This window comes from Halanaerobium sehlinense, assembly GCF_055379485.1.
On sequence record NZ_AP042442.1, the window covers coordinates 198230 to 224808 of the forward strand.

Sequence of the window (26579 nt, forward strand, 5' to 3'; positions counted from 1 at the left end):
TTGAAAACAATTAACAAATATATCTATAAAGAATTGATTGCACCATTTTTCTTTGGGGTAGCAGCCTTTACCGGTATTTTTATCGGAACCGATTTGATTTTTGAGCTGACAGAATTTTATACAGAATGGGGAGTAAATGTTTTTACCCTGATTAGACTTTTCTTTTTGAGTCTGCCGGAAATTATAGTGCTTACCTTCCCCATGGCTTCACTGCTGGGGACTATTATGGCTTACAACCGGCTTTCTGGTGACAGTGAGATTACAGCGATGAGGGCTGGAGGAGTTAGCATTATTTCTCTGGTTTTACCTGCTTTAATTATGGGCCTTGTAACCAGTGGAGTAACAATCGGTATTTCAGAATTTCTGGTTCCCAATGCCAATTATCAGGCAGAACAGATAATGTACCAGGCCCGCCACGGGGAACAGAGGCCGGAAACACAGTATGACTTATTTTTAACACCAATGGACAGCAGCACCCGCCGCCCTGATTATATGCTTTATGCCCACAGCTTTAACGGTGATAATGGGGTAATGGAAGATGTAGTCATCCAGAGCTTCGAAGACGGCAGTCCAGATTCGGTACTGGAGGCAGAAAGTGCAGAATGGTTGAGTGATGGCTGGCATTTCTATAACGGTACGGTCTACTTTTTAGACCGAGCCAATAGACAGCCCGCCCTGGAGTTCAGCACCTACCGTTCGCGGGAGGAGATTCATTCTCCCTCACAGGCTGGAAAACTGGGTAAGGAAATAGATGAGATGAATATTCGAGAATTGAATGAACATATTGCCTTAAAAGAAGAGCAGGGGAGAACAGCTTATGAGGAAAGGGTCGAGATGCACCACCGCTTTTCAATTCCTCTGGCCAGCTTTATTTTTGCTCTACTGGCAGCACCTCTCGGGATTAAACCCCAGCGTTCAGCTGGTTCTGCTACAGGTTTCGGAATTTCAATTATTATCATTTTTATTTATTATGTTTTAATGACAGTCGGTGATGCTTTAGGAAGTCAGGGGACTATTCAGCCCTGGCTTGGTGCCTGGCTGCAGAATATAGTTATCTTTATTGTAGGAATTGGGCTGCTTATTAAAACAGCCAGACAGTAATTTTTAAAAGGAGGTGGAGATTATTAACGCATTTGTCATTATAATGTCATTAGTTATTTTAAGTGGTTTAATAGCCTTTATTGGTGATAAAATTGGGATGAAAATGGGTAAAAAGAGGGTTTCTCTATTTGGTCTCCGCCCCCGATATTCGTCGATTATTATTACAATTTTAACCGGTGTTTTAATCGCCGTACTTTCGATTACTATTTTGCTTGGGGTTTATTCTGAGCTTAGAAATGCGCTATTTAATATCAATGATGTTTTGAACAGATTGGAAAGACTGGACCAGCAGCTTGCCGAAAGAGATAAGCAGTTATCGGAAAGAGATCAAAAGCTGGCGGCAAGAGATAAGGAATTATCAAGGCTGCAGCAAGAAATTGAAAGTAGAGAAGCAGAAATAACGGCTAAGGAAAATGAAATTACAGCCAAAGAAAAAGAACTGACTGCTAAGGACCAGGAGCTGCAGGAAGTAGAAAATGAGCTGCAGCAGCTGACTAAAAACCGAAATGAGCTGCAGAACCGAGTGTCTGAACTGAGCTCCCAGCGAGAAGATTTGGAAGCCCAGGTATCTGAACTGGAAAATCAAATTGCTGATTTAGAAGCTGACTATGATGATTTAAGAGAGGTTGCAAATCAGCTGCAGGCCGGTGTGATCTATTATATGGGTGAGGACATGGTCTATCAGAAAGGTGATGTAATCTATAATGATGTCCTGGAAGGTGGACGCAGTGAGCAGGCAACTATTTCTGCTTTAAACAGATTTTTGCAGGAAGCAAATCAGGTTGCAGTGCAAAAGGAAATTCAGGTTAACGAGGAAACAGGGATGGCTTTGCGTCTGCAGACAGAGGATATACTAAATGCAGCCCGAATCATTTATAATATGGACCAGGGAAGTAGAGTTATTGTTTCGTTAGTTTCCCGGGTTAATGTTCCTAAAAATGACTGGCTCTATGCAAACTTTCAGCTCTACGAAGACTTTGTTGTCTTTCCTCAGGATGCTCTAATCAGCAGTCGAGTTATCAGCTCTGACCAGAGCAGCGAAGAAATAGAAAATGAATTGGAAGCCTTACTGCAGAATGTTAATGAAAAAGCAATTAACCAGGGTCTATTACCTGATAATTCAGGCCAGGTTGGTTCGATCAACTTCAGCCAGTTTTATGATTTAGTAAATAGAGTCCGTTCCAGTAAAGCTGAGGTTAAGGTTAGTGTCTATGCAACTACTAATATCTGGCGTGAAGATCGACTGAGCGATAACCTTAAGTTTGAACTGGAAGAAGTTACAGCAGGGGAGCAAAATAATGATGGATAATTATTTACTTGCTTTAGATCCCGGCAGTGACAAGGTAGGGACAGCTGTTTTAGATTATCAGGCTCAGGAAAAGGAAAAGACTATTGTTAAAATAGATGAATTAGTTGACCATTTAAAAGAAATATTTAAACATTACCAGATTGCAGAGATTATAATTGGTAATGGAACCGGGGCTGAAAATATAATTGAGCTGCTGAATGATAATTTCCAGGAGATCAAAATTACTGTAGTTGAAGAAAAATTTACTACAGAAGAGGCTCAAGCTCGCTATCTAAAGGAAAAACCGATGTCTAATTACGAAAAGCTGCTCAGAAAAATTGTCAGCTGGAAGGTTAAAAAACCTTTAGATGACTATGCAGCTCTGATCATTGGTGAAAAATATCTCGAAAAACTTGACAAAAAGGATTAAACCCTTTACAATAGGGGTTGAAGATAAAGTTTATGAATTAAATTTGACAGTTAGATGATTTTGCTGTTATAATTTAATTTGCAAATTGATAATTTAATAATGCTTATAAACTCGACGCTAAAATGCGGCAGAAAGGAGGTGCCCCCCGAAGCTGCGTGGTGGTAGAGTTATAAGAGTTCTAAAAACCTTATATTTATATCGATTGGACAGATGAAGAGGAAACTAGGAAACTCGCTCGGATGTCCTCTGTGATTGTATAAGTGATTAGAACTTATATACGAAAAAAAGAAAGATTACAAACAATCAAGGGGGATTTTAATAATGAAGAAACTTACAATTACAATTGCTTTAATGTTAGTCGTAGCATTAGCTATGCCGGCGTTTGGTGCTTCTTTCTCAGATGTACCTTCTGATCACTGGGCATATGATGCTATTAACAAGTTAGTTGCCGCTGGTATCGTTGAAGGATATCCAGATGGTGAGTACAAAGGTCAGCAGTCAATGACTCGTTACGAAATGGCTGTTATGGTTAGCCGCGCTTTAGATAACATTGTTGATGAAATGGAAGCTATGGGCGAAGGTCTAACTACAGGTCAGGCAGAAGACGTAACTGCTATCGTTAAGTCTTTAATGGAAAAGAACTCTCAGGATGAGCTTTCTGATGCTCAAGCTGAAGAAGTAGCAGATATCGTTGATGCTTTAACATTCGAACTAAGATCTGAACTTAAAGTATTAGGCGCAGAAGTTGACGCTTTAGGTAAAGATGTTGACGAATTAGAAGCTAAAGTAGCTATGATGGACGTACCAGAAGATAACATTGAATTTGGCATGGACGTAACTACTACATTTGAAGTAGCTAACTATGGTGAAGATAATACTGAAAAATTAACATCACTATATTTATTATCTGATGGAGATGCTATTGATGAAGATTTTGTTACAGATATTGATGAATTTGTATCTGAAAAAGCATTTTTTCAAGAGTATGATTTCAACATCAATGGTGCTTTAGGAGATGCAGAATTCAACTTAGCTGTAGATACTATTACAAATGTATTTACTGATGAAGATCATGTATTCGAAGGAACATTTGGTGAAGCTGATACTCAAAGTAATGGTTTAGAAATGGATTCAGCTTTATTAGAAGTTGTTTATGATAATTACAGTTTCAAGATGGGAGATTTAGATGATTATTCAATAGCTCCATACTTCACAGATGAGGAAGATCGTGAAGGTATTGAAATGATGACTTCTTATATGGATAATGATATTACTGTGTTTGCATTAGGTTCTGATACTGGTAATGATAGACCATTTTTAACTTATGATCTAAGTGATCCTGATAATTTAATTCTAACTAAAACATCTGCTGCAAATGCAGTGGCTTCTGATTCTAACGATGAAGAAACTTATGGATTTACAGTTGGAAGAGATATGAGTTTTGGTAGAGTAACTGGTAAAGTATTCCACGCAAGAGATGTTGCTGATATTTTAACAGGTAAAAACGAAGTTACTACAGTTGGATTACAAGTAGAAGACGTTGTTATAACTGATGCAGTATCAATGGGTGCAGAGGTTGCATTTAATGATTGGGATGATGAAACAAATAATGTTGATGGAAGCGACACTTACTTCAATGTAAATGGAGAGTTTGTAGCAACAGATGCGCTCACTCTTAATGCAACTGTTGAAACTGTTGGAGATGAATTTGTTGCTCCATATAATGATTTAGAGGAAGATTCTGATTATAACATGTTCGATGTTGGTGCAGAATATGCACTAAATGAGAACAACACTGTAACAGGTGGATTAACTATGGTTCAGCCTGGTGATGATAATTGGCCATCAAATGCAGAAGATAAATTTGTTTATAGTGTAGGATTAGAAAATTTATATGGTGACTTTACTAATAATGCGTCAATTGAGTTTACTCAAGAAGATGGATTTGTTGAAGATCATGAAGTAATGGTTATCGAATTAGGTACTGAGTATGCTTGGAGTGAAACATTAACTGTAGGTGCTTCTTTAGTTAATAAGAATGAAGAAGTTGCTGCCGGTGATGTAATTAGTTATAACTACTTAAAAGCATTTGCTGATAAGAAGTTAACTGATAATATTACTTGGAATACTGAAGCTACATTAATGGATGGTACTGTAGGAGAACAATATCAAGAAATTACTGATGGTACAACTTCTCCTAAGACAACTCAAGCAATTGGTGTAGAAGAAGATGCTCAAGCTACTTCATTAACTACATCTCTATCTGTAAGCTTCTAAATATAGCTTATAGCTAACAGAAAAATAGATAAAAAACAACCCGGGGGGATTGTCCCTCGGGTTTTTTATGTCTTAAGGAAAATATTGTAAACACACAAGGAGGAATTTAAAAAGTGAAGAATAAAATAATAGTATTAATGATGGCTTTAATTATAGTAGGGCTGATGGCAGGAAGTGCAGCAGCTTCTGAATGGGAAGCTATTGGTGGTATTGCTATTACAAATGTAACATTAGATAAATGGAATAGCACTATTACCGATCTAAATACATTAGTTGAGAGTGATTTTAGAGGTCAAATTCCAACAAGTAATATTGATGAAATGGATAACATTGACAGAGTTCCAATGATTTATTTGGGAGCTAAAAAGGAATTAAATGATAAATGGACAGCAAACATTCAGTATGAGCATATTTTTGGTACAGTGGAAACAGATTTTGATTCTGCTGTAGGTAGTGGATCAGCTGAAATTGATGTTACTCTAAATGGACTTGCTTTCCTAGCAGATTATGAATTAAATGAAAGATGGTCAGTTGGTGGTGGAGTAGCATTTTACAAAGGTACAAAAGACAAGAATTTTGAAGGACAAGCTTTTGCTGCATCTGGCTTAGTAGATAAAGAAGTTGATTTAGATGCAGTTAGTTATCGTATGGGTGTTGGTTATACACGTTCCTTTGCAGAAAATTGGGATTTTAATGCTGGTTTAGATTACTTATATCTTGAAATGGATGATGATGAAGAAGGTAATGTTTACAGTAAAGGATTTTCTTACACTGCAGGTTTAACTTATAACTTTTAATAAATATTATATTCTAAGAGCCCTTAAGGCAGAGATTTCAATTCTGCTTTAAGGGTTTTTTGACTTTTAAATTAAAATACTACTTTTTGGTACTAGTAATTTTCTTAAAGTTAAAGTATAATAGAATATAATTTAATTTTTTGGGGGGGATAATATTGAAGAAAAACATTATTTTTATCACATTACTCTTATTACTCATACTTAGTCTTAATGCAGCTGCTGAGTATGAAGACTTAAATTCTGATCACTGGGCTTATAAGGCTGTTAGTAGTTTATCAGAACTAGGGATAGTAGAGGGCTATCCAGATGGCTATTTTAATGGAGAAAATAAGCTTAGCCGCTATGAAATGGCAGTAATTATCAGTCGAATACATAATAATCTTAATCAAAAAGTAGAAAATTATAGTTCTACTTTAACAGAAAATCAGGTTTTACAGACTGAAGAATTAATAAAATCATTAATTCAAAAAAATACAGGGCAGAGGCAAGAATTTAGTTCAGAACAGCTAAAAGAAATAAAATTTTTGATTGCTGCATTAACTATTGAGTATAGATCTGAGTTAGAGGTTTTAGCAGCAGATTATTCTATACTGTCAAATGATATCGAGGCAATAAAAAATAAAATAGCAGAATTAAAAATACCAGAAGATAAGATTGAGTTTAATTTAGAAACTGGAACTTATTTCGAAACAACAGATTATCCATCTGATCCAGACGAAAGAGCTCTAGCACTTTTTGCCTGGACAGATGAAGAGGTTTTAGATCTGGAACCAGTACCAGGGTTTACTGATATGGATTATTCAGAAATATTATATAGATTCTTTAAATATAATGATTATAATAATTTTGGTGTTTTTTCTTTAAAAATTGATGATTTTGAAAAAAGTGATGATATTGATGATTTTCCTACACAGCGGAAATTCTGGCAGGAATATGATCTTTTAATTAGTGGAAATCAACCTTTTGGTAGTTTTGAATTAGAATTAAATACTATAACAAATATCTTTGCTGATGCAAATACTGTTATACCAGGTTATAATCCTGCAGATCAAAATTCATTTTTAATGGATAAAGCCCTATTGTCATTGAATTATCAAGAAAACTATTTTAGAATTGGTGATTTAGATGATTATCAAGTTAAGAGTTATTTCTTAGATGAAAATGATTTAGAAGGTTTAGAATATAGAAGAGAATATAAAGATACAGAATGGGAATTCTTAGCTGCTGGAACAGAACTGCCTATCATTAAAGATTTAAGTGGTTTTGAATCTAATCTTGTTGATGTTTACTCTTTAACAGCCGAAAAAAGAATTAATTCTATAAACTATATCCCTAGTTTTAATCAAATGCGATTTGAGGGAATGAATATTAGCAATTTATCATTACTAGTTGAAGATATTCCAGTCAATAATTCTTTTGCTTTAAATGGAGAATTAGTTTATAACAGTTGGGATTTAAATAAACTATCAACAGCAACATTTTTTGGTAGATCACCAGATTTTGATTTATATTTTGTAGGCTTAAATTACTTGCTAGATGATAATAAAGGTGAAGATTTTTATCTCAATTTAGAAGGAGATTGGAAAATCAATGATAAATTTTCTTTAAAACCTAATTATCAACGGGTTGGCAAAGAATTTTTTGCAGTGGAAGCAGATTTAGAAGCCCCTTACGATTTTGATCTATTCGGTATTTCTACTGATTATCAGCTGAGAGATAATTTGAAACTTAATTCAGCATATTCATATATCAAACCTGGTAGTGAATGGGATAAAGTTTATGGTGATTTGATTTTTGCAGCTGGTGTTGAGCCAGAAGCTAAAGAGCTTTTCTCTATTTCTCTGGCCCATCAATATGATAAATTCATCAATTCCGCTGCAGCTGAATATGAAAAAAATGATAACTTTTTTGATGGCTTTGATCAGTTAACAGTTATTTTAAAAACTATTTACCAGTGGAATGAAAGTACCATATTTGGAGCAAAGATTGTTCATAAGCATGCAGATTGGGAGTCTAATCTAATCAATAATGGAACAGAATATGATTCTGAGCTTTCGAATGGATATAATTATCTGGAAGCATTTATAGATAAAAAACTGAGAGAGAATATTAAATGGAATCTTACAGGACGCATAGTGGATTCAAATGCAGAATATATTCAAGATAATAGTCAGGGTTATGATGTGGATGCAGTTTCTTCAATGTTGGAAAGCTCACTGATAGTAAGTTTTTAAAATATAAAATTAGGATTCTAAAAATGATATGGGCCCCTTCTGGTAGTCAGATTAAATAACAAAAATCTGTCTATCAAAAAGGGGTTTTTATGTTAGATAAAGTAAATATCACTATACTATTGCAATGAAGGGGTCAAATATAATATAATTCAACTACAAGCTTTTTAAAATATTATTTTTCAATCTTGAAATTTCGGTTAAGAGGAGGGACAAAAGCTATAAATTTAACAGATTAATTTAAGATATTCGAAGTAATTATTAAATAAAATTGATAGTTTTAGCAATTGGAAAAATTTTTTTAGTAGAAATATAAAAACTAAGGTGATAGATATGGGGAAAGAAAGTAGTGGATTTTTTGACAGTATCTCTTTTAAAAAAAGCTTAAGCATAAAAATAATTACTATAATTACCATTGTTATTGTTGTTGGGATGTTTGTTTTAGGATATTTAATTAATAATACAGCTTCAGATAAAATTTCTGAGCTGGCTAGAGAAAGAAACTATGGAATTGCTTCTGTTCTAAGTTCAGAAGTTAATGCTTTTTTAGAAAATTCAGCTTCTGTGATAGAACTTGCTTCTCAACAAAATTCTATCCGGAGATCTAATACCAGGGAAATGAAAGACCTTTTTGACAATTTACTATCTAATTATGGTCAGTTTAAAAGTGTCTATTTAGGTACAGCTCATGGGAGTATTCATATACGGCCAGAGCAAACATTACCTGAAGGTTATGACCCAAGAGAAAGACCATGGTATCAAAATGCACTAAATTCCGATGGGGTAGTCTGGACTGATCCTTATGTTGATGCAGGTAGTGGAGAAATTATTATTTCAGCAGCTAAAAAAGTAGAAGTTAATGGTAGATTAATTGGAGTAGCAGCTGGAGATATATCATTAAAGGTAATTAGCGAGTTAATTTCGTCAACAAAAGTTGGAGAAAATGGATATGCGTTTATGATAGATGGTGAAGGTAAAATTTTAGCCCATCCAAACCAGGAATTTGTTTCTGAACGTCGTGATCTAACTCAAGATATGAATCTAGATAAAGCCCTTGCTGGTGAAAGTGGCTATTTAGAATATGAAGAGGCTGGCGAAGAAAAATTAGCTTCTTATGTCCCTATACCAAATGTTAATGCATCAGTGTTTGCTCAGATACCACTTTCTGAAGCCTATAGTGCTAACCGTGAAATATTACGGCAGATCATTATCATGGCTTTAATCATTCTGGTAATTTTGATTTTGATTATAGCAGTTTATATTCGCAAAAGTATTGTTAGCCCAATTTTAAACTATGGTAATCAAATGCAGAAAGTTTCTAATGGTGAACTAAATTTAGAATTAGACGTTAAACGTGAAGACGAACTGGGCAATCTTGCCAGCATTTTTAATCAGATGGTTAGGGATTTAAAGAACCTTGTTTTAAATATCAAAGAAACTTCTGACGAGGTTTCAAAAACTTCTAACCATTTAGAGGAAAGTTCAAGGGAAGTAGGAAATACTTCAAACCAGGTAGCCGTTTCAATTCAGGAAGTTGCTCTGGGTGCTGACGAGCAGGCAAAGAGTGTTGAAAATGTTTCTCTAAGTATACAGCAGCTGTCTGAGGGTATAGAAAATCTAGAAGAAAATAATAATCAGGTTGTAGAGATGACAGATGATATGAACCAGGTAACTGAAGATGGATTTAAAAAGATGAATGAGTTAAGCAAGCAGATGCAGGAAATTGTAAATTCTGTGCGTGAGGTTGGTGCTGATATTAGAGAGTTAGAATCAGTATCTCAAGAAATTGGTAGTATCATTGATATTATAGATAATATCGCTGATCAGACAAATCTTCTGGCTTTGAATGCTGCTATTGAAGCCGCTAGAGCCGGAGAAGCGGGAAGAGGCTTTTCTGTAGTTGCAGATGAAATTAGAGACTTGGCTGAAGAGTCTTCTGCTTCAGCAGAAAAGATTAAAAAATTAATTAATGAAGTTTCTAAAACAACAGAATCTGCTGGTAGTGAAATGAAAGTCAGTGAAAAAGAAATTTTAAACGGTGAAGAACTTGTAGAATCAGCTAATACAACTTTCAGTGAAATTAGAAAAACACTGAAGAATATTAGTGAGGGCATGGAACGTTCTGCAGAAATTGTGACAAAAACAAATGATTTTAGTAAAGAGATAGCAGAAAATGCCCAGAATATTGCAGGTATTTCCGAAGAGACTTCTGCTTCAGCTGAAGAAGTTGCAGCTGCGAGTGAAGAACAGAGTGCATCTGTTGATGAGGTTTCTTCAATTGCTGATGAACTATCCGGAAGAGCTGAGAATTTAGAAAACTTAATTGAAAAGTTTGATTTATAATAGATAAAAAACATGACCCTCTCATTTGAGGGTCATGTTTTTCCTTTTACAAAAGCATCCTGTTTAATACTTCCAGATATCCTGTGATCATCATTAAACCAAAGATAATTAAAAGTGTACCAGTTATTTTATTCACTACAGGCAAGTATTTATTAAAAGCTTTAAACTTAGGTAATAGATAATCCATAAATACTGCTGTCAAAAAAAATGGGACTGCCATACCGACTGCATAAAAGAATAAGAGCATCCCACCTTCTGCTATATTAGCTCTGCTGCTGGCTGCAATTAAGATCGAACTTAGAATAGGGCCAATACAGGGTGTCCAGCCTAAAGCAAGAACAATCCCCATCACAAAAGCCTTTAAATTTCCTTTCAGATAACCTGGTAGCTCAAATTTCTTTTCTCTATAAAAATAACTTATTTCAAAAATACCGGTTAGGTGAAGCCCAAAAATAATAATGATTACTCCACCAACTGTTGTTAAAAGACTTTGATTTTGAATTAAAAACTTACCCAAAAAGGTTGCTGATAAACCCAGCAGCACAAAAATAACTGTAAATCCTAAAATAAAACTAACTGATCTAATTATTAAAGAGAGATTTCTCTCTTTTTTCTTAGCTTTAGCATAATCCCCCAGCAGATATGATAAATAAGTGGGAATTAGAGGCAAGATGCAGGGTGAGAAAAAAGAAAGTAATCCTGCTGAAAGTGCAGCTATCAAAGAGACTTCAACCGCCATTTGATCACTCCTTTTCTATATTTCTTTAATTATAACATAGTTAATTACTCTTGTATAATATTTAAAAACTACAATCTAAAATATTCTTGCTGCTGTCTGGATTATTGAATAGATATCTGTTATAATTAAAGTGTGTAATTAGATTTAGAAAGGAGGCAGGTAGAGATGAAAAAAGTAATTTCTTTATTAATTGTTTTGCTGCTCTTGGTTTCATTCAATGTTTTTGCTCAAGAAAATGATCAATTAAATACTGAAGAGACAAGTTTAGAAGATCTTGGCCTGTCTCAGGAGAAGAGTTTTTCTCAATCTGCAAGAGAAGAACTACTCGGTATTGCTTCACAGTTTGATAGTTCAGAAGATCAGGAACTAGATCAATTAACTTTTGAGGGTGAAGACTTCTCGTTAACAGAGTCAACACTTAATAATTCTCAGCAGTTAAATATTTTAAACGATTTAACTTTCGACGCAGATTATTCTAAAGAAGAAGACGAAAAGCTAGAAACAGCAGCTGATTTCCAATTAGAATATGCTCTCAACTCCAGAACCTTGATTAGAGCTGGGTATTCTATTTTAAATGAAGAATGGTGGGATGTTCAGAGTAATACAGTTTCAGCTGAAGAGCCACCTACAAATGATAGTGACGGTGATTCTGCAACTGACGATAATACTTCTGAAAACTTAATTCCAGAAAATGATAACCCGGCAGCAGCTAATAATAATGTGCGGAAGGTTTATCAAAATGAACTGGAGAGCAGCCGCAGTCTTGGTGTAGCTTATAGGAGTAATGATCGAGTTACTTTGTCAGCTGATTTTATCGATAATAATGAATTTGGTAGTTATTACGATGAGGACTGGGAGCTGGCTGGGGATTCAACAGTTTTCGGAGTAGAATATAGTTACCCGGAAGGTTCTTCAATTAGAGCCCGTTATCAGATCGATACTGCAGATGATATTACTCAAAGAGTAACTGGCTTAGATTTTGACTTCAATAATTTAGCAACCTTTAGTGCTTCTTATAAATTACTTGATTTAAATCAGTTAGCTGATGATTTAAGTCAGCAGAAAACAGCCTGGGACTTAGGTTTGGGGGTAAATATTAGCGAAGATTATGATTTGAATCTGGGTTATGAGAGAATTGAGGCTGAAGGTGAGGAAGAGGCAGAACAAAAAGTTAGAGCTTCTTTCGAAATTAACTTTTAATAAATATAAATAAGGATGGTGTAGGTCTTTGTCATTAAAAATTAGAAAGATAATCAGTATTTTTGTATTAGCAGTTTTAGTTTTTACACCTTTTTTGAAATTTAATTCTGTTCAGGCAGCAGGTATTATTCCTCTGAAAGAGCTGGCAGAAATAGAAAAAATTCTTTATGGTTCTGTTTCTGAGAAACCTATCTTGACTAGAGTCGATGATGTGGAACAGACAGTTTATAATGCCAAACAATCAGGTTCAATTGTAGAGCGTACAGAAAAATTAATTGATGATTTTTTAATTACATCTGAAAAATCTCCTTCACTCGTTTTTTTATACAACACCATAGAATGGTCAATTAGAGGAGAGCTTGCGGGTGGAAATCTAGTTCAGCGATTAGATAACCTGGAAGAAATGGTAACCGGTGAAGTAAACGAAGGCCCAATTAAAACCAGGATTGAAGAATTATATAATTTAACAATTAAGGGTCAGGAAATGCCGATTCAAAAAGTTGAAACTAGAAATAATCAGCTGATTAGGGTAGAGTTATTGGATAAGATAAACTCTAACACTGCTCGGCGGGGAGAAAAAGTTTCCTACAGAGTTCTGGAAGATATCAAAGTTAAAAATACTTTGATTATTCCCAGGGGTACCAGAGGCCAGTTAGAAATTACTAAAATAGAAGAAGCCGGGAAAATGGGTAAGGATGGAGATATCAAAATCGGTTTTCCTCAGCTGGAAACAATAGATGGTACCGATTTAGCTGTTGCCATTCAGGAAGAAGCCCAGGAGGAAAATGAAAGTCAGAAGTTTGCAATTGGAGCCAGTGTATTAGGTACAGCTATCCTTGGTTTGCCAGGAGTAGTTGCAGGTTATTTTGTAGAAGGTAAAGAAGAAGAAATACCTGCGGGTTCTGAAATGTATATTCAGGTAACTGAAGCTAAAGAACTATCTGGAATAGTTATTAAATAAATTTTTAATTATTAACCTGCCCTGAGCTGTTAACTTGGGCAGGTTTTAAAAGTTAATTAGGAGAATTATTGTGCTAAATAATATTTTAGAAAATAAATTAAATTTAATAAGTCTCTTCTGCCTAATTTTTATTTTCTCTGCAGTTCCTGTCTCAGCTGCAGAAGGGCCGGGAGATAACTATATTCTAACTGCTGATCAAATCACTTTTATGGAAGCAGCAGGGATGGTAATCTTTGAAGGTAATGCATTATTTAAGTCTTCTGATTTTGAGGTTAAGTCAGATAAAATGACAGTTAATACAAATACTAAAACAGTTAAGTCAGCTGGTAAAGTTATAATTCACTCTGATAAAAATGACCTTTATGGAGATAGCTTAACCTATAATTATGAAACTGAAGAAGGAGAACTTTATGGTGCGGAAGGAAGTTTGGGGGAATTAAATTTTTCCGGTAAAACTTTAAAAATACTTTCAGTTTCTCCCGTAGAAGCAGAAATAGATTCTGCTAGCTTTACTCCCTGTATTAGAGAAGAGCCGCATTATCATTATAAGGCTAAAGAAATTAAAATTAATGAAGATGGAACCCTCGATATTTTTCATATAGTTCCCTATGTCTGGAAAATACCAGTTTTCTACCTGCCTTATTATTCAGCTACATACGACCCTGACGATGAAGAGAAACCTTTAAAAAGCACATATCCACTGCCTAAGATCGGTTATGACAGTGACCGGGGAATTACTGCTGAACTCAATTATCCTTATCAGTTGAGTGAGCGAAACAGTGGCGAAATTTACTATTTAACAGAGGGTAGAGATTATGACAGATATGAATTCAGACGTTTTACAAATAACCACCAGTTGACAGAAAGGTTGACCTTTAAAAACCGCTACGATTATTTATATAACTATGACCTTGACGATGAAGAGCTAGATGATCATGAGGAAGAAATATTTAGTTCTTTAGAATATAATGCGGGTCATTATGCAATTGAAGCTGGAATTGGACGAGACCTCATGGCTGAAGATAATGAAAACAGATATTTATTTACAGGGCGCTACCGTTTTAGTAATGGTTTAAATACCAGCTTCAGGCAGGAATATAATTTTGACTGGGAGCGGGTAAAGGAAAGGTATTTAATGTCCTATAATCAAAACTCAATCAACTGGAATCTAAAATATATTGATGGAGAAAGTTATAACTATTATCCTTATCTTACTCTCAATTTACCACCGCTGATGGGAATCAGAACAACTATCGGTACTGGTCGGGTAGAAAATGAGGGGGTAGAACTGAATAAAGAAAGAATTAATTTAAGCTATAATTCTTCTTATGCCTTAGGTGCGGGACTTTCCTATCATTTGCGCTACACTTACCTTCTGGATCATTACCGCAGCTCTTATGACTATAATTATCATTATACTACCTTAAATACGGGGCTTAGATACAATAAACGCTTAAATCAAAAAATGAGACTGAATTCCTCTCTCTTTTTTGAGAAAAATTATCCCTGGGGCAAAAGCCCACTGCCTGATGATAGAGAAGATCAGGATCGATTTATCAAACCTGCTTTGAGTTTAAATATTGATCGTGATTTAGAACAGTCATCTTATAGTATTTCAGCTAATGCAGCCTATGATTTGGATTTAGAAGACTGGGATGAGATCAACTTAAAGTTTAGTCAGAATGAAGACTGCTACAGTTTTTATCTTAACTATGAATTTGTAGATGAAAGCATCAGCTTTGGTTTTGAAATTTAATATTTCTGGAAATAATTAAAAATATTTCATAAAAATCACTTAAAAATAGAGGACTTTCTTTACAGGTCGTGAACTTAAAAAAGAAAGGGTGATTTTTGTGAAAAAGAACACAATTGATTTAAACTTAACTTTCTTTTTTATTTCAGTCTTATTAATTCTTTCAATTTTAACTTCTTCAGTGTTGGCTAAAAGCTATCAGCCTGAAATAAGCGGAAGTATTGAAAATGGTGATCGACTCTATACGGATCCTGGTGACTGGGAAAATGATGATCCTTTAGATTATTACCGCTATGATAAGCAGTGGTTGAAATACAGACAGCAGCTGGCTGTTGGCGAATACTACTATTTTAAAGTGCAGCGGCAGGAAAAAATTTATGAACAGAGCCAGAGCTACAACAGTCTTAATTTAGAAACGGAAGCCAATTATACCTTTTATTTAAACGAGAAGTTCCGCAACAGATTTAAAGTTCTGGTTAGAGATAAAGATTATCTGGAAGAGAATTATGATTATAAGGATTATCAGCTGGCTCGCCTGCAGTATACTCTGCAGTATAAAAGAAATAAGATCCATGATTACGAGCTTATTTTACAGAAACAGTGGACTAAATATGAGCTGAGTCCTGATTCTGACTACCAGCGGGAACGGATAGCTTTAAAGTGGGGCTGGAAGCTGAGTCAGGATTTAGAATTAAACAGTAAAATACAGTATGACTGGCAGCGAAACGATAATGACTCGAGCCGTTCTGATAAAGATGGACGTAAGATCTCACTAAACTTTAAATACAAACTCTAAAATATCACAATTTTCTTAATAATGATGCTGAAAAAGAGCCTTGATTTCTGCAAAAACTTTATAAAAAAAACTATTTGTGATATAATATTTTCAATGAGTAGAATAATAATTTAGCAGTGTTAATCAACAAAGGAGTTGATCAATTTTGAGTTATATGTCCAAATATCGTGATTGGCTTGTAAGTGATTATTTTGACCAAGAAACCAAAGAAGAATTAGAAGCTATTAAGGATAACGAAACAGAAATTGAAGATCGTTTTTATAAAAATTTAGAATTTGGAACAGGTGGAATGAGAGGTAAAATGGGAGCCGGTACCAATAGAATTAATAAATATGTAGTTCGCAAAGCTACACAGGGACTGGCAAATTATATAATTAATTATAGTGAGAATGGACAGGATAAAGGAATTGTTATTGCTTATGATTCCAGACATAATTCACCAGAATTTTCTTTAGAGGCAGCTTTAGTTTTAGCCGCTAATGGAATTAAAACATATTTATTTACAGGAATGAGAGCAACTCCGGAACTTTCTTTTGCAGTTAGAGAACTTGATGCTGTAGGAGGAATAGTTATTACTGCCAGCCACAACCCACCAGAATACAATGGCTATAAGCTTTACTGGGAAGATGGCGGTCAGGTTGTACCTGAGCAGGCGAGAGATATTATTGCAGAAATTGAAGAAATAGATGATTTTTCTATTGTTAAAACAATGGACGAAATGGAAGCAGTTAACCAGGGTCTTTTAAATTATATTGGTAGTGAAGTTGATACAAGTTACCAAAAAACTTTAAGGAGAGTTTTACCAGAGACTGAACTTGCTGCTGAAAAGGGTAGTGACTTATCAGTTGTTTATACTCCTCTGCATGGAACCGGAAGTACTGTTGTGCCTCAACTTTTAAGTGATTTGGGTTTTTCTAATCTGCATGTTGTGGAAGAACAGGCAGATGGAGATTCTGATTTTTCAACTGTGGAAAGTCCTAATCCTGAAGACCGGGATGCCTTCAAACTCGCTTTAGAACTTGCTGAAAAAAAGGATGCAGATTTGATTATTGCTACTGATCCTGACTGTGACCGAATGGCACCTGCTGTCAAAGATGCCGATGGTAACTATCAGTTTTTAAATGGTAATGAAGCTGGGGTTTTATTTGCAGATTATCTTTTAAAAACTAAAAAAGAAGCAGGTACTTTAGGAGAGAATGGGGTAATTGTAAAATCTATAGTATCTACCGATATGGTAGCTGATGTTGCTGCTGATTATGGAGTAGAGGTTCAGGATGTTTTAACCGGTTTTAAATTTATCGGAGAAAAGATGAATGAATACGAGGAATCAGGGGATAAAGAATTTATTTTAGGCTTTGAAGAAAGTCTGGGCTATTTAATTGGTAAATATGCCCGAGATAAAGATGCGGCTGTTGCAGCTGGTCTGGCTGCCATTATGGCCTTAAAGTATAAGGAAGAGGGAATAACTCTGATTGATAGACTGGCTGAACTGAGAGAAGAATATGGTTATTATTTAGAGGACCTGCACTCAATCAGGCTTGAGGGTAAGGAAGGCCAGGAGATTATAACCAAAACGATTGCCCACTTAAGAGAAAAGAGTCCGGAACAGATTGCGGGCTATAATGTTGAAATTGCTAGAGATTATAAGGAATCTAAGATTTCTTATCTTAAAGAAGATAGGGAAGAAGAGCTCAAACTGCCAAAGTCTAATGTGCTGCAGTATGTGCTTGAAGGCAATTCTAAACTAACAATTAGACCATCTGGAACTGAACCCAAGTTAAAATTCTATTTTGCTGTTAAAGATAAAGATCAGGCAGCTGCAGAAAAGAAACTGGCTGAGTTCAAAGAAAAAGTTATTGCTCAGATGGACGAAATAATGGATAATGTTTAGTTTGAAAAGTTAAGTTATTAATTTAAAAGCAAATATTTTATACTTAATCAAAGAGAGGCTCTGCGGCCTCTCTTTTTAACATTCTTTTAAATAAATGTTATAATAAAATTGATAATAAAAAAATTTAGGAGTGATATAATGAAAGTTAAAAAAGCAGTAATCCCTGCCGCAGGTTGGGGTACCAGATTGTTACCTGCTACTAAAGCTCAGCCCAAAGAAATGCTGCCTATAGTTGATAAACCAGCTATTCAGTATATGGTTGAAGAGGCAGTTGCAGCAGGAGTTGAAGATATATTGATAATTACCTCAAAAAATAAGCAGAGTATTGAAGATCATTTTGATAAATCTCAGGCCTTAGAACTTGCCCTAGAAAAACAGGGTAAAACTGAACTACTGCAGGAAGTACAGGATATATCGCAAATGATTACCATTCATGCAGTCAGGCAGAAAGAGCAGAAAGGATTGGGGCATGCAATCCACTGTGCTAAAAGTTTTATTGGTGATGAGCCATTTGCAGTTTTATTAGGTGATGATATTATTAACTCTACTGAGCCTGTGATAAAGCAGATGATAGAGGTTTATGAAGAAAAAGAAACAGCCATTTTAGGCTGTCAGACTGTTGCTAAAAAAGACGTTAACAAATATGGAATTGTAGATTTCAGTCAAAAAGAGGGCGATATTTATAAGGTTAAAGATCTGATAGAAAAGCCAGCTCTGGCTGAAGCTCCATCTGAACTGGCTATTTTAGGCCGCTATATAATCACACCTGATATTTTTGAAATACTAGAAAATACTCCTCCGGGTAAAGGTGGAGAAATACAGCTGACTGATGCTTTAAAAACCTTACTTGATAAACGCGCTGTTTATGGATATGATTTTGAAGGTAAGCGCTATGATATCGGTAATAAAATGGGTTTTCTGAAGACAACAGTCGAGCTGGCATTAGACCGCGAAGATCTAGGGCCAGAATTCAGAGAATATCTGAAAGGAATAGCCAAAGATCTTTAATTAACAAGTGGCCTAGTTAATCATATTATTTTTACAGCCTTTAGTCTAATAAATTTTTAGAACTTAAAGAACTGGTCGAATATCTTTCTTTCAAAATTGTCCCCCAGAAGCTTTGCCAGTTCAGTTTTAGTTTCAGGTTTTTCTAAAATAATACGGGAAGCTCTCTTGCTGCCAATACCTGGTATTGATTCTAATTCTTTTTTGCTGTACTCATGGACCTTTTTTGGCCATTTGAGGGCGGTAATTGATCGATAGCCGTGATCTATAACTTTGACCTGCTCAAAAAAGTCATCATCCTGGTCAATAACTGCTGTTAAAATTGGGTAAGTCCCCAGCTGTCTGCAGTAATTTAGGCTTCCTTTCTTTTTTTCTGAATAAAGATCCTTTAAAACAACTCCGGTCGGAAAGACTCTTTTCAGCATCTGCTGATTAATTTCCTGGTTCACTTTTTCTTTGTATTTTTTAAATTCTCCCTGGCTGTATTTAATCTCGGGATAACTTCCCAGACGAACAACCTGGCGGATATTGATTCTTCGGAGCATTAAATCATCCCGCAGCAGTTTTTTGAGGAATTGAAAATTATGGTTTAGGGTTTCTTTTCTTTCGCCAATTAGACCGTGAAGAAAGTTTAATCCCGGCAGCAGCTTAGGAACTTCGTCCTGGCGTTTGCCGCCAATTTCATTCATCAGCTTAATTGCAAAGTAATTTTCTTCGGCTGTGCTGTCAATGTTATTTTTTTCTAAAACAAGTGGGTCAGCAGATTCCAGCCCAAAGGCTGCGGTATCACCAGGAGTATTGTATTTGGAGATTGTTTCAATTATTTCAGCAGCCTGCTCGGGGTGTCTTGCTATTTCAGCCGGATTCATATTGTCCATATGTAGAACCTTAAGTTCGGGATCAACTTCTCGGATTCCACGATAAAGTTCCCTGATCTGAGAAGGGTTTAAAATGAAGTTATTGCTTTTTCTCCGGGCACCATAGAGCAGCAGGTCAGTTTGGCTGCCGAGTCTGTAGTGGTGCAGTCCGGCTGCAGCTAGTGCTTTAACTTCAGAGCTTATTGCTTCCGGCTGTCTGGAATATATGACTTTTTTAAGTCTTTCACTGCAGAAGCTGCAGTGGCTAACTCTGGGGCAGCCTCTAAAAGTTTCTAGTTCTGCAATTAGGTTGGGATAGTTAGGATGTTTTTCAACAACTGGAGCTCCTCTGACAGCAAATTTGTTAATATAATCATTTCTTTCAGCTGCAGTTATTTCTACTGACTCCAGACGCTGATAAAGATCAAGAGCTGCAACTTCAGCAGCAATGATATCGTAATCTGCCTCAAACCTTTCTCTCATTTTCTTTATTAAAGTAATTGGTCCGGCTAAAACCTTAGTTGGATAAAATAATTTTTTTCCGATTTCTTTGATTTCAGCTGCCGAAGCTGGCTGTCCGCCCAGATAATGGCCTGGAACTGTAGTTCCGGCCAGTAAAATAACAATATCCAGAGACTCCATTTTTTCTAATTTGTCATTTTTGTTCTGACGCAGTTGGTCAATTGTGATATAATTTAAATTATCAGGGCTAATTCCTGCTTCTAAAAGTGCTCCCCAGAGGTAGCGAATATGTGGTGAGATATAGGGAGGTACTCCCAGACAGGAAGGTTCATCTAAATAGCCGTCGATTATAGTTATTTTTATGTTGCTATTTTTCATATTAAAATCCTTTCTTGAAAAAGTTATATAATCTATTTTGAGCAATTTATTTAAGCTTCTGCTAAATATATTATAACATAAACTGCTTTTATTAAAAAAATAGCTAAATAAATGCTTTTTCAGGCAGGATTTAGGCCTTTGAGATTAAATATATATAAGTAAGGAAAAATTTTAAATCTTTTATTAATGGAGATGAAAACCTTGCAGAAATTAAAAAAGATTTCATATACAATTTTATTCATTTTTATCGTGCTTTTAAGTTTAAGCTCTCCTATTTCAGCTGAATTTTTTAAGGCTAATTTAATCGATTTTGTTAAAAGTGAGGGGGTAATTACTATCCCGATTTTTGAGCCTGCAGAAGAAATAGAAATAACAGCAGGTCAGGACACGACTTTAGCAGCTGCAGATGGTAAAGAGCTGAACTTAGAAAGTGGAAAGAAATATATTATCAGTCAAAAAGAAATTAAGCCGCCGACAGCAGAAAAGCCATTGGAAGATCAGACTGCTTCGGAAAGTGAAAATGTTCCAGAAAAGCCTAAATCAGGCTGGGGAATTCAGATTATGGCCAGTTCAACTGAGGAAAAGGCTGCAGCATTTAAAAAAGAGACAGCTGGTGTGGTCAAAGCAGAGTTAAGAATTATCGAAGAAGATCAGCTTTTTAAGGTTATTGCTGGTTTTTATCCGGAAAGGATTCAGGCAGAAAAACTGCAGCAGGAGCTGGAAGCTGAGGGTTATAAAGGCTGGCCGCGAGAATTTAAAATTATAGAAAAAGAGCAGCCTGCAGTTAAAGAAACAGAAGCCAAATTTGAAAATAATGCGGAAGCTGAACCAGAAAATAAGGTAGAAGTTGAACCAGAAAGTAAGTTAGATTCCATTTCTGATAGAGAGGGTTTAATACTCTATAATCAGGCTGGTGAAAAGCTGGTAGAAGCCTATGTTTTTGAAATTGAAGGTGAATTTAAAGCAAATTCTAAAGAAATGAAGGGCAGTTACCAGTTTGGCCCTTTAGCTAATTCAGTATTATTTTCTTACAAAACAGATCTTGAAGAACTAACTGCTCATTTACTGCAGAATTATTTCAGTCCTGCAGCTCCAGTGGAGGCTTTAAAGGCTCAAGCTGTGGTTTATAGGACTTCGATTTTATATCAGCTTGAATCTCAGGGGGCCAGACTGGAGAATTTAAATTATTTAGATTTCAGCTCTTTGAGTCCAGTTTTTAGAGAAGCTGCCGCAGCATCTGCAGCAGAAGTTTTAATCAAAGATAATGAATTTTATTATAACCAGGACTTTTCTTTAAGAAAAATTGCCAAATCCAGAACTGGAACTGTGGCTCTGGCCCAGGCAGAATACAGTTATCGGGAAATAATTAATTATTATTATGAAAGATCAACAATAGCTAATTTAAATGATTTAATCGATAGTGAAGAAAAGTTTTCAGCTCGGATAACTCAGGGTCTACATCTAAAAGAAATTAGGCAGCTGAGCTGGGCTGGCCCAAGATTAATTACAGTCATCGATTATAATTTAAACAATGATCGTTTAAAATTAAAACCTGTTTTAGCCCAGGGTATAGTTCCCGGGCGCGAAGATTTAGCTGATATAATTAAAAAACATCAGGCTTTGGCCGGAGTTAATGGCGGTTATTTTCACTACAGCGGTAGGCCGCTGGGACTGCTTTATATAAATGGAGAGCTGGTAAGTGAGCCTCTGTATAACCGCAGTGCTATTTTAGTAGATCAGGAAAACAATATTTCTTTTGCTCAGGTTAACTGGCAGGGGGAACTGCTGGTTAAAAATCTTGATTTCAGAATAAAGCTGGATGGAGTTAACCGAGAGCTTAAAGCAGAAGAAGTAATCTTGTTTAACTATTTTTATGGCCCCAGAATGCCAGCTTTAGATGCACAGCATTATGATATTGTAGTTAGAGATGGTAAAATTTTAGGTGTAGAAAGTGAAGCAGGAGTCGAGACTGCTATTCCACCTGATGGATTTGTAATAAGATTCCCTATTCAAAGAACAGATATCAGAAATAAGATTCCTGAGTTAAAGAATAAAGAGATTGCGTTAAATTATAATTTCACCCCGGACTTAAGAGGAAAAAATATCATGCATGCGGTTGGAGGCGGACCCCGTCTTTTGAAAGATGGCAAAATTGAGATTAACGGTCAGGAAGAAAGATTTCAAAATGATATCCTGCAGGGTAGAGCTCCTAGAACAGCTGTCGCCTTAACTGAAGCTAACCACCTTCTGCTTTTAACTATTGACGGCAGACAGAATGATCTTAGTGTTGGAATGACTTTAAGGGAAGTAGCTCAAATTTTGAAAGACTTAGGTGCTGTTGATGCTGTTAATCTAGATGGTGGTGGCTCAGCTAGAATGGTTATTCGAGGTTTTACAATGAGCAATCCCAGTGAAAAACGATTAATTTCAAATGGGGTAATAGTTGACGAGTATAATAATTAATGATTAATTTAATACTAAATAAAATACAAAATAAAGGAGTAATCAGATGTTAAAAAAATCAATCATTTTACTAATTGCAGCAGTATTTTTAGTTATTTCTTTTTCTCCAGTTAGTGCTGCTAATTTAAATTCAGTTACATATTCTATCTCAGGTGATTCACTTGATGTTGACACACTTGAGCTGGAACCAGAATTTTTAATTAATAATATTCATCCGGCAAAAATCAATCTGGCTTTTGACGGAGATGATTTCTATATTGGCGCCAATATGGGTTTAAATATGCTGATGGCAGAAAACTTCAGAATGGATTTGAATCTGATGCTTACCAGTGAGGTTGACGGCCGTGATTTTGGCAAGGGAATAGGATTATCGGCTGCTACCTTAGGGCAGGATTTAAGTTTTTTCTGGCAGACATATTATTTTATGGATGACGACTTAGATGATCACGCTTATTACAATGGTGGAGTAAACTACAGTATTGGGCCCCGCAGTGATCTGCAGTTAAGTGTGGCAAATCAGTACTGGGATTTAGATAATAACGTAATCAAACTGGGAATAAAAGTTAAGCTCTAGGGGGATGACATGGATAATTATCAGGCAGAAGAACTTGTAAAATATATTAAAAAATTTAAAGATAAAAAAATAATGGTTTTAGGAGATTTAATTGCAGATAAATTTATTATCGCTGATCCAGAAAGGCTTTCCCGCGAGGCTCCTGTTTTAATCTTAAAACATCAGCAGGAGAAAGTGCTTCCGGGTGGTGGTGCCAATGCAGCTGCAAATATTGCGAGTCTGGGAGCAGAGGTTGATCTGCTGGGTGTAGTTGGAGACGACCTGGCTGCAGATGCTTTGACAAAAGAACTGGACCAAAGAAATATTATTACTAAGGGTATTTTTAAGGATAAAAGTCGTCCTACAGCAGAAAAGACTAGAATTCTGGCTGGAGGAGAGCAGATAGTAAGACAGCAGGTTGTGAGAGTAGACAAGGTAAAAAGTTTTGATATTAGTGAAGAACTTGGCCAAAAGCTGAGCAGCTATCTCGAAAAAAATATTGCTGCCAGTGACGCAGTTTTATTTTCTGATTATGGTAACGGTATTTTTAACCAAAAGACTACAGCTCAGTTTGTAGCAGCTGCTGCAGCTGCAGGAAAGTATTCCGCTGTTGACAGCAGGTATCAGCTGCCGCAATTTAAGGGTTCAGTAATTGCCACTCCAAACTTAGAAGAGGCATCTGAAATTTATGGTTCTAAACTAAAAACGCAGGCAGAGGTAGAAAAAGCAGGTATAGAAATGAGAAAAGAGCTAAAATTGGAATACCTGTTAATAACTCAGGGTGGAGACGGGATGACTCTTTTTGCTCCCGGAGATAAGATAGACCACATTCCGGCAGCAAATTTTTCAGAAGTTTTTGATGTTACAGGAGCTGGTGATACAGTTGTTGGGACTTTAATTCTGGCTCTTGCTGCCGGGGCACCGGTAGGAACTGCGATTAGAATAGCAAATTTTGCTGCTGGAATTGTTGTCCGTAAAAGTGGAGTGGCTGCAGTAACTGCTGAAGAATTGATCAGGGAAGTGAATAAAAATGTCGGCTAAAATTATGGAATTAGATGAACTTAAAAACGAAATTGAAGCTAAAAAAGAAGCGGGAGAACTAATAGTTTTTACTAATGGCTGTTTTGATATCTTACATGTTGGTCATATCCGCTATTTAAAGAAGGCAGCTGCTTTAGGAGATAAGCTGGTGCTGGCTGTTAATAGTGATAGTTCTGTAAGAGAATTAAAAGGCAAAAACAGGCCGCTGGTTCCGGAAGCAGAAAGGATGGAGATGCTTGCTGCCCTGGAGATGGTTGATTATTTAGTTCTTTTTTCCGAGATTGACTGCAGGTCTGTGCTGGAAGCTATTAAGCCTCAAATTTATGTCAAAGGTGGAGATTATAGAATTGAAGATTTACCTGAAGCGGAAACAGTTTACAATTATGGTGGTAAAATAGTTTTAATTACAGAAGTCAAAGGTAAATCGACAACTAATATTATAAAAAAGATAAGGCAGAGTAAAGATGAAAAATAATCAGCTGCATATTCTTATACTGCTGACCCTCTTGCTTTTAGGAGTGACAATGCTAGAATTGGGAATTTCACTTCAGGATCTGATAAGTTTTTGAGGGAAAACTAGTACCGGGATGGGGGGATACTCTTGTTTAAAGAGAAAGAAGAAGAAGAGATTATAGAAATGGCCCAGGCTGGAAATGACTTTGCGATTGAATATTTGATAGATCAAAATATGGATATAGTTTATGCTAAGGCTCGATTCTTTTTTATCAAAGGGTTGGATCGAGATGATGTAATTCAGGAAGGCAGAGTAGGTTTATATAAGGCTATAAGGGACTTCAAAGAGGATAAAGGGGCTTCTTTTAGAGGTTTTTCGCAGCTTTGTGTACACCGGCAGTTGGTTTCTGCAATTAAGAAGGCAAATAGGCAAAAACATATGCCGCTTAATACATCTGCTTCTCTAGATAAAAGTCTGGATTATGGTAATGAGACCGGTAGAACTTTCAATGAAATTTTACCAGATGAGGGAGAAGATCTGGAAAGGAAGTTTATCTGCCAGGAAACATTAATTACAATTATGGGAGAGCTTTCAGAGGAGTTAACAGATTTAGAGTGGAATGTTTTTATGCTCTACTTAGATAATCAGTCTTATCAGGAAATATCTGATAGGCTTGATATTAATGTTAAAACTGTTGATAATGCCCTGCAGCGAGCCCGCAAAAAGGTTGATGATCTGCGTGAGCATTACAACCTCAAAGGAGTTGTTAATTAAAATTGAAAGTACTTGATATTTTAAAAGACCTAATCTATCCTGAAAAACCGGTTTGTCTGGCCTGTGGACGCAGATATGATCACTCAGAAATTGAAGGGATTTGTGACCGCTGTCTTTCTCGTTTCTCTTTTATTACAGAATCCTGCCCTGTGTGTGGTCGGGAAGTAGTTCCTGCTGCTTTAATTGACGGTCAGTACTGCCCGGAGTGTAAGGCGGAGCGACCACCTTATAATTTTGCCCGCAGTGTTTTTACTTATTCAGGGTATGCACGAGAGGTTTTATTGGAATACAAGTATGGACACCGCCCGGATTTAGCTGGGCCATTTTCTCATATGTTATTTCTTTATTATGATGAGTATTTCAAGGATCAGAATATAGATTATCTGATTCCAGTTCCGATGCACGGTGAACGCAAAAATTATCGTGGTTATAATCAGGCGGCAAGGCTGGCCCAGGCTCTTTCTAAAAAAATTAGAATTGAGTACAAAGATATACTTTTAAGGGTTAAAAATTCTTTGCCACTTTATACTCTGACTAAAAAAGCAAGAAAATTAGAGCTGGAAGGAGCTTTTGAACTCAAAAAAAATACTGATGCCTCGATTTTTAAAGATAAAAACATTTTAATTATTGATGATATTATTACTACAGGTACAACAGCTTCTGAAATTTCTCATTTTGTTTTAGAAGAAATGGAAGCAGCTAATGTTTATGTGCTGACAGCAGCTTCTGTTCCGGTAAAAATAGGTTGAATTTAAAATTATATAATATTGTTTAAGTAAAAAATT

21 protein-coding genes are annotated in these 26579 nt (G+C 35.8%); 19 read left to right on the forward strand and 2 right to left on the reverse strand.

What is annotated here, in order from left to right:
- The 7 genes from ACZ446_RS00975 (at position 1) to ACZ446_RS01005 (ending at position 10467) form a co-directional block, all read left to right on the forward strand.
- Positions 1-1101 (forward strand): LptF/LptG family permease, encoded by a 1101-nt coding sequence (locus tag ACZ446_RS00975; protein ID WP_464393303.1) that lies wholly within the window; start codon positions 1-3, stop codon positions 1099-1101.
- 43 nt (positions 1102-1144) lie between these two features.
- Complete coding sequence (locus ACZ446_RS00980) at positions 1145-2410, forward strand: DUF3084 domain-containing protein (RefSeq protein WP_464393304.1); 1266 nt, start codon at positions 1145-1147, stop codon at positions 2408-2410.
- Complete coding sequence (ruvX, locus tag ACZ446_RS00985; RefSeq protein WP_464393305.1) at positions 2400-2819, forward strand: Holliday junction resolvase RuvX; 420 nt, start codon at positions 2400-2402, stop codon at positions 2817-2819. The genes ACZ446_RS00980 and ruvX overlap by 11 nt, the downstream gene beginning before the upstream one ends.
- Positions 2820-3140: 321 nt before the next feature.
- Entirely contained in the window at positions 3141-5096 is a 1956-nt protein-coding gene (locus tag ACZ446_RS00990) for an S-layer homology domain-containing protein (protein WP_464393306.1), read from the forward strand.
- A 113-nt stretch (positions 5097-5209) separates the two neighbouring features.
- On the forward strand, positions 5210-5893 hold the full coding sequence (locus ACZ446_RS00995) for a hypothetical protein (RefSeq protein ID WP_464393307.1): 684 nt from the start codon (positions 5210-5212) through the stop codon (positions 5891-5893).
- 155 nt (positions 5894-6048) lie between these two features.
- Positions 6049-8127, forward strand: coding sequence for an S-layer homology domain-containing protein (locus ACZ446_RS01000; RefSeq protein WP_464393308.1), 2079 nt, complete (start codon positions 6049-6051; stop codon positions 8125-8127).
- A gap of 330 nt (positions 8128-8457) precedes the next feature.
- On the forward strand, positions 8458-10467 hold the full coding sequence (locus ACZ446_RS01005) for a methyl-accepting chemotaxis protein (protein WP_464393309.1): 2010 nt from the start codon (positions 8458-8460) through the stop codon (positions 10465-10467).
- A 46-nt stretch (positions 10468-10513) separates the two neighbouring features.
- Here the strand turns inward: ACZ446_RS01005 and ACZ446_RS01010 are convergent, their stop codons facing one another.
- Complete coding sequence (locus tag ACZ446_RS01010; RefSeq protein WP_464393310.1) at positions 10514-11206, reverse strand: cytochrome c biogenesis CcdA family protein; 693 nt, start codon at positions 11204-11206, stop codon at positions 10514-10516.
- 165 nt (positions 11207-11371) lie between these two features.
- Here ACZ446_RS01010 and ACZ446_RS01015 point away from each other — a divergent pair, with 165 nt between their 5' ends.
- The 6 genes from ACZ446_RS01015 to galU all read left to right on the forward strand — a co-directional run bounded on the left by ACZ446_RS01015 (position 11372) and on the right by galU (position 18815).
- Positions 11372-12406 carry a hypothetical protein gene (locus tag ACZ446_RS01015; RefSeq protein ID WP_464393311.1) on the forward strand — a complete coding sequence of 345 codons (1035 nt, stop codon included), beginning with the start codon at positions 11372-11374 and terminating at the stop codon, positions 12404-12406.
- A 28-nt stretch (positions 12407-12434) separates the two neighbouring features.
- Positions 12435-13367, forward strand: a complete 933-nt coding sequence (locus ACZ446_RS01020) for a hypothetical protein (RefSeq protein ID WP_464393312.1) — start codon at positions 12435-12437, stop codon at positions 13365-13367.
- A gap of 70 nt (positions 13368-13437) precedes the next feature.
- Entirely contained in the window at positions 13438-15123 is a 1686-nt protein-coding gene (locus ACZ446_RS01025) for an LPS-assembly protein LptD (RefSeq protein WP_464393313.1), read from the forward strand.
- Between the two features lie 97 nt (positions 15124-15220).
- Positions 15221-15916 carry a hypothetical protein gene (locus tag ACZ446_RS01030; protein WP_464393314.1) on the forward strand — a complete coding sequence of 232 codons (696 nt, stop codon included), beginning with the start codon at positions 15221-15223 and terminating at the stop codon, positions 15914-15916.
- A gap of 145 nt (positions 15917-16061) precedes the next feature.
- The gene (locus ACZ446_RS01035) at positions 16062-17807 is read left to right on the forward strand and encodes a phospho-sugar mutase (protein ID WP_464393315.1); all 1746 of its coding nucleotides are present in this window, start codon (positions 16062-16064) and stop codon (positions 17805-17807) included.
- A 138-nt stretch (positions 17808-17945) separates the two neighbouring features.
- Entirely contained in the window at positions 17946-18815 is an 870-nt protein-coding gene (gene galU / locus ACZ446_RS01040) for a UTP--glucose-1-phosphate uridylyltransferase GalU (protein ID WP_464393316.1), read from the forward strand.
- A 56-nt stretch (positions 18816-18871) separates the two neighbouring features.
- Here the strand turns inward: galU and ACZ446_RS01045 are convergent, their stop codons facing one another.
- On the reverse strand, positions 18872-20509 hold the full coding sequence (locus ACZ446_RS01045) for a radical SAM protein (RefSeq protein WP_464393317.1): 1638 nt from the start codon (positions 20507-20509) through the stop codon (positions 18872-18874).
- Between the two features lie 192 nt (positions 20510-20701).
- On the opposite strand from ACZ446_RS01045, the gene ACZ446_RS01050 reads away from it, so the two are divergent.
- From ACZ446_RS01050 to ACZ446_RS01075, 6 genes are all read left to right on the forward strand, one after another.
- The gene (locus tag ACZ446_RS01050; RefSeq protein WP_464393318.1) at positions 20702-22972 is read left to right on the forward strand and encodes a phosphodiester glycosidase family protein; all 2271 of its coding nucleotides are present in this window, start codon (positions 20702-20704) and stop codon (positions 22970-22972) included.
- A 46-nt stretch (positions 22973-23018) separates the two neighbouring features.
- Positions 23019-23546 (forward strand): hypothetical protein, encoded by a 528-nt coding sequence (locus tag ACZ446_RS01055; RefSeq protein ID WP_464393319.1) that lies wholly within the window; start codon positions 23019-23021, stop codon positions 23544-23546.
- Between the two features lie 9 nt (positions 23547-23555).
- Positions 23556-24566 carry a bifunctional heptose 7-phosphate kinase/heptose 1-phosphate adenyltransferase gene (locus ACZ446_RS01060; RefSeq protein ID WP_464393320.1) on the forward strand — a complete coding sequence of 337 codons (1011 nt, stop codon included), beginning with the start codon at positions 23556-23558 and terminating at the stop codon, positions 24564-24566.
- Positions 24556-25041, forward strand: coding sequence for a D-glycero-beta-D-manno-heptose 1-phosphate adenylyltransferase (rfaE2, locus tag ACZ446_RS01065; protein ID WP_464393321.1), 486 nt, complete (start codon positions 24556-24558; stop codon positions 25039-25041). The genes ACZ446_RS01060 and rfaE2 overlap by 11 nt, the downstream gene beginning before the upstream one ends.
- A 126-nt stretch (positions 25042-25167) precedes the next feature.
- Positions 25168-25794 (forward strand): RNA polymerase sporulation sigma factor SigH, encoded by a 627-nt coding sequence (sigH, locus tag ACZ446_RS01070; RefSeq protein WP_464393322.1) that lies wholly within the window; start codon positions 25168-25170, stop codon positions 25792-25794.
- 2 nt (positions 25795-25796) lie between these two features.
- Entirely contained in the window at positions 25797-26543 is a 747-nt protein-coding gene (locus ACZ446_RS01075) for a double zinc ribbon domain-containing protein (RefSeq protein ID WP_464393323.1), read from the forward strand.
- The last annotated feature ends 36 nt before the right edge of the window (positions 26544-26579 follow it).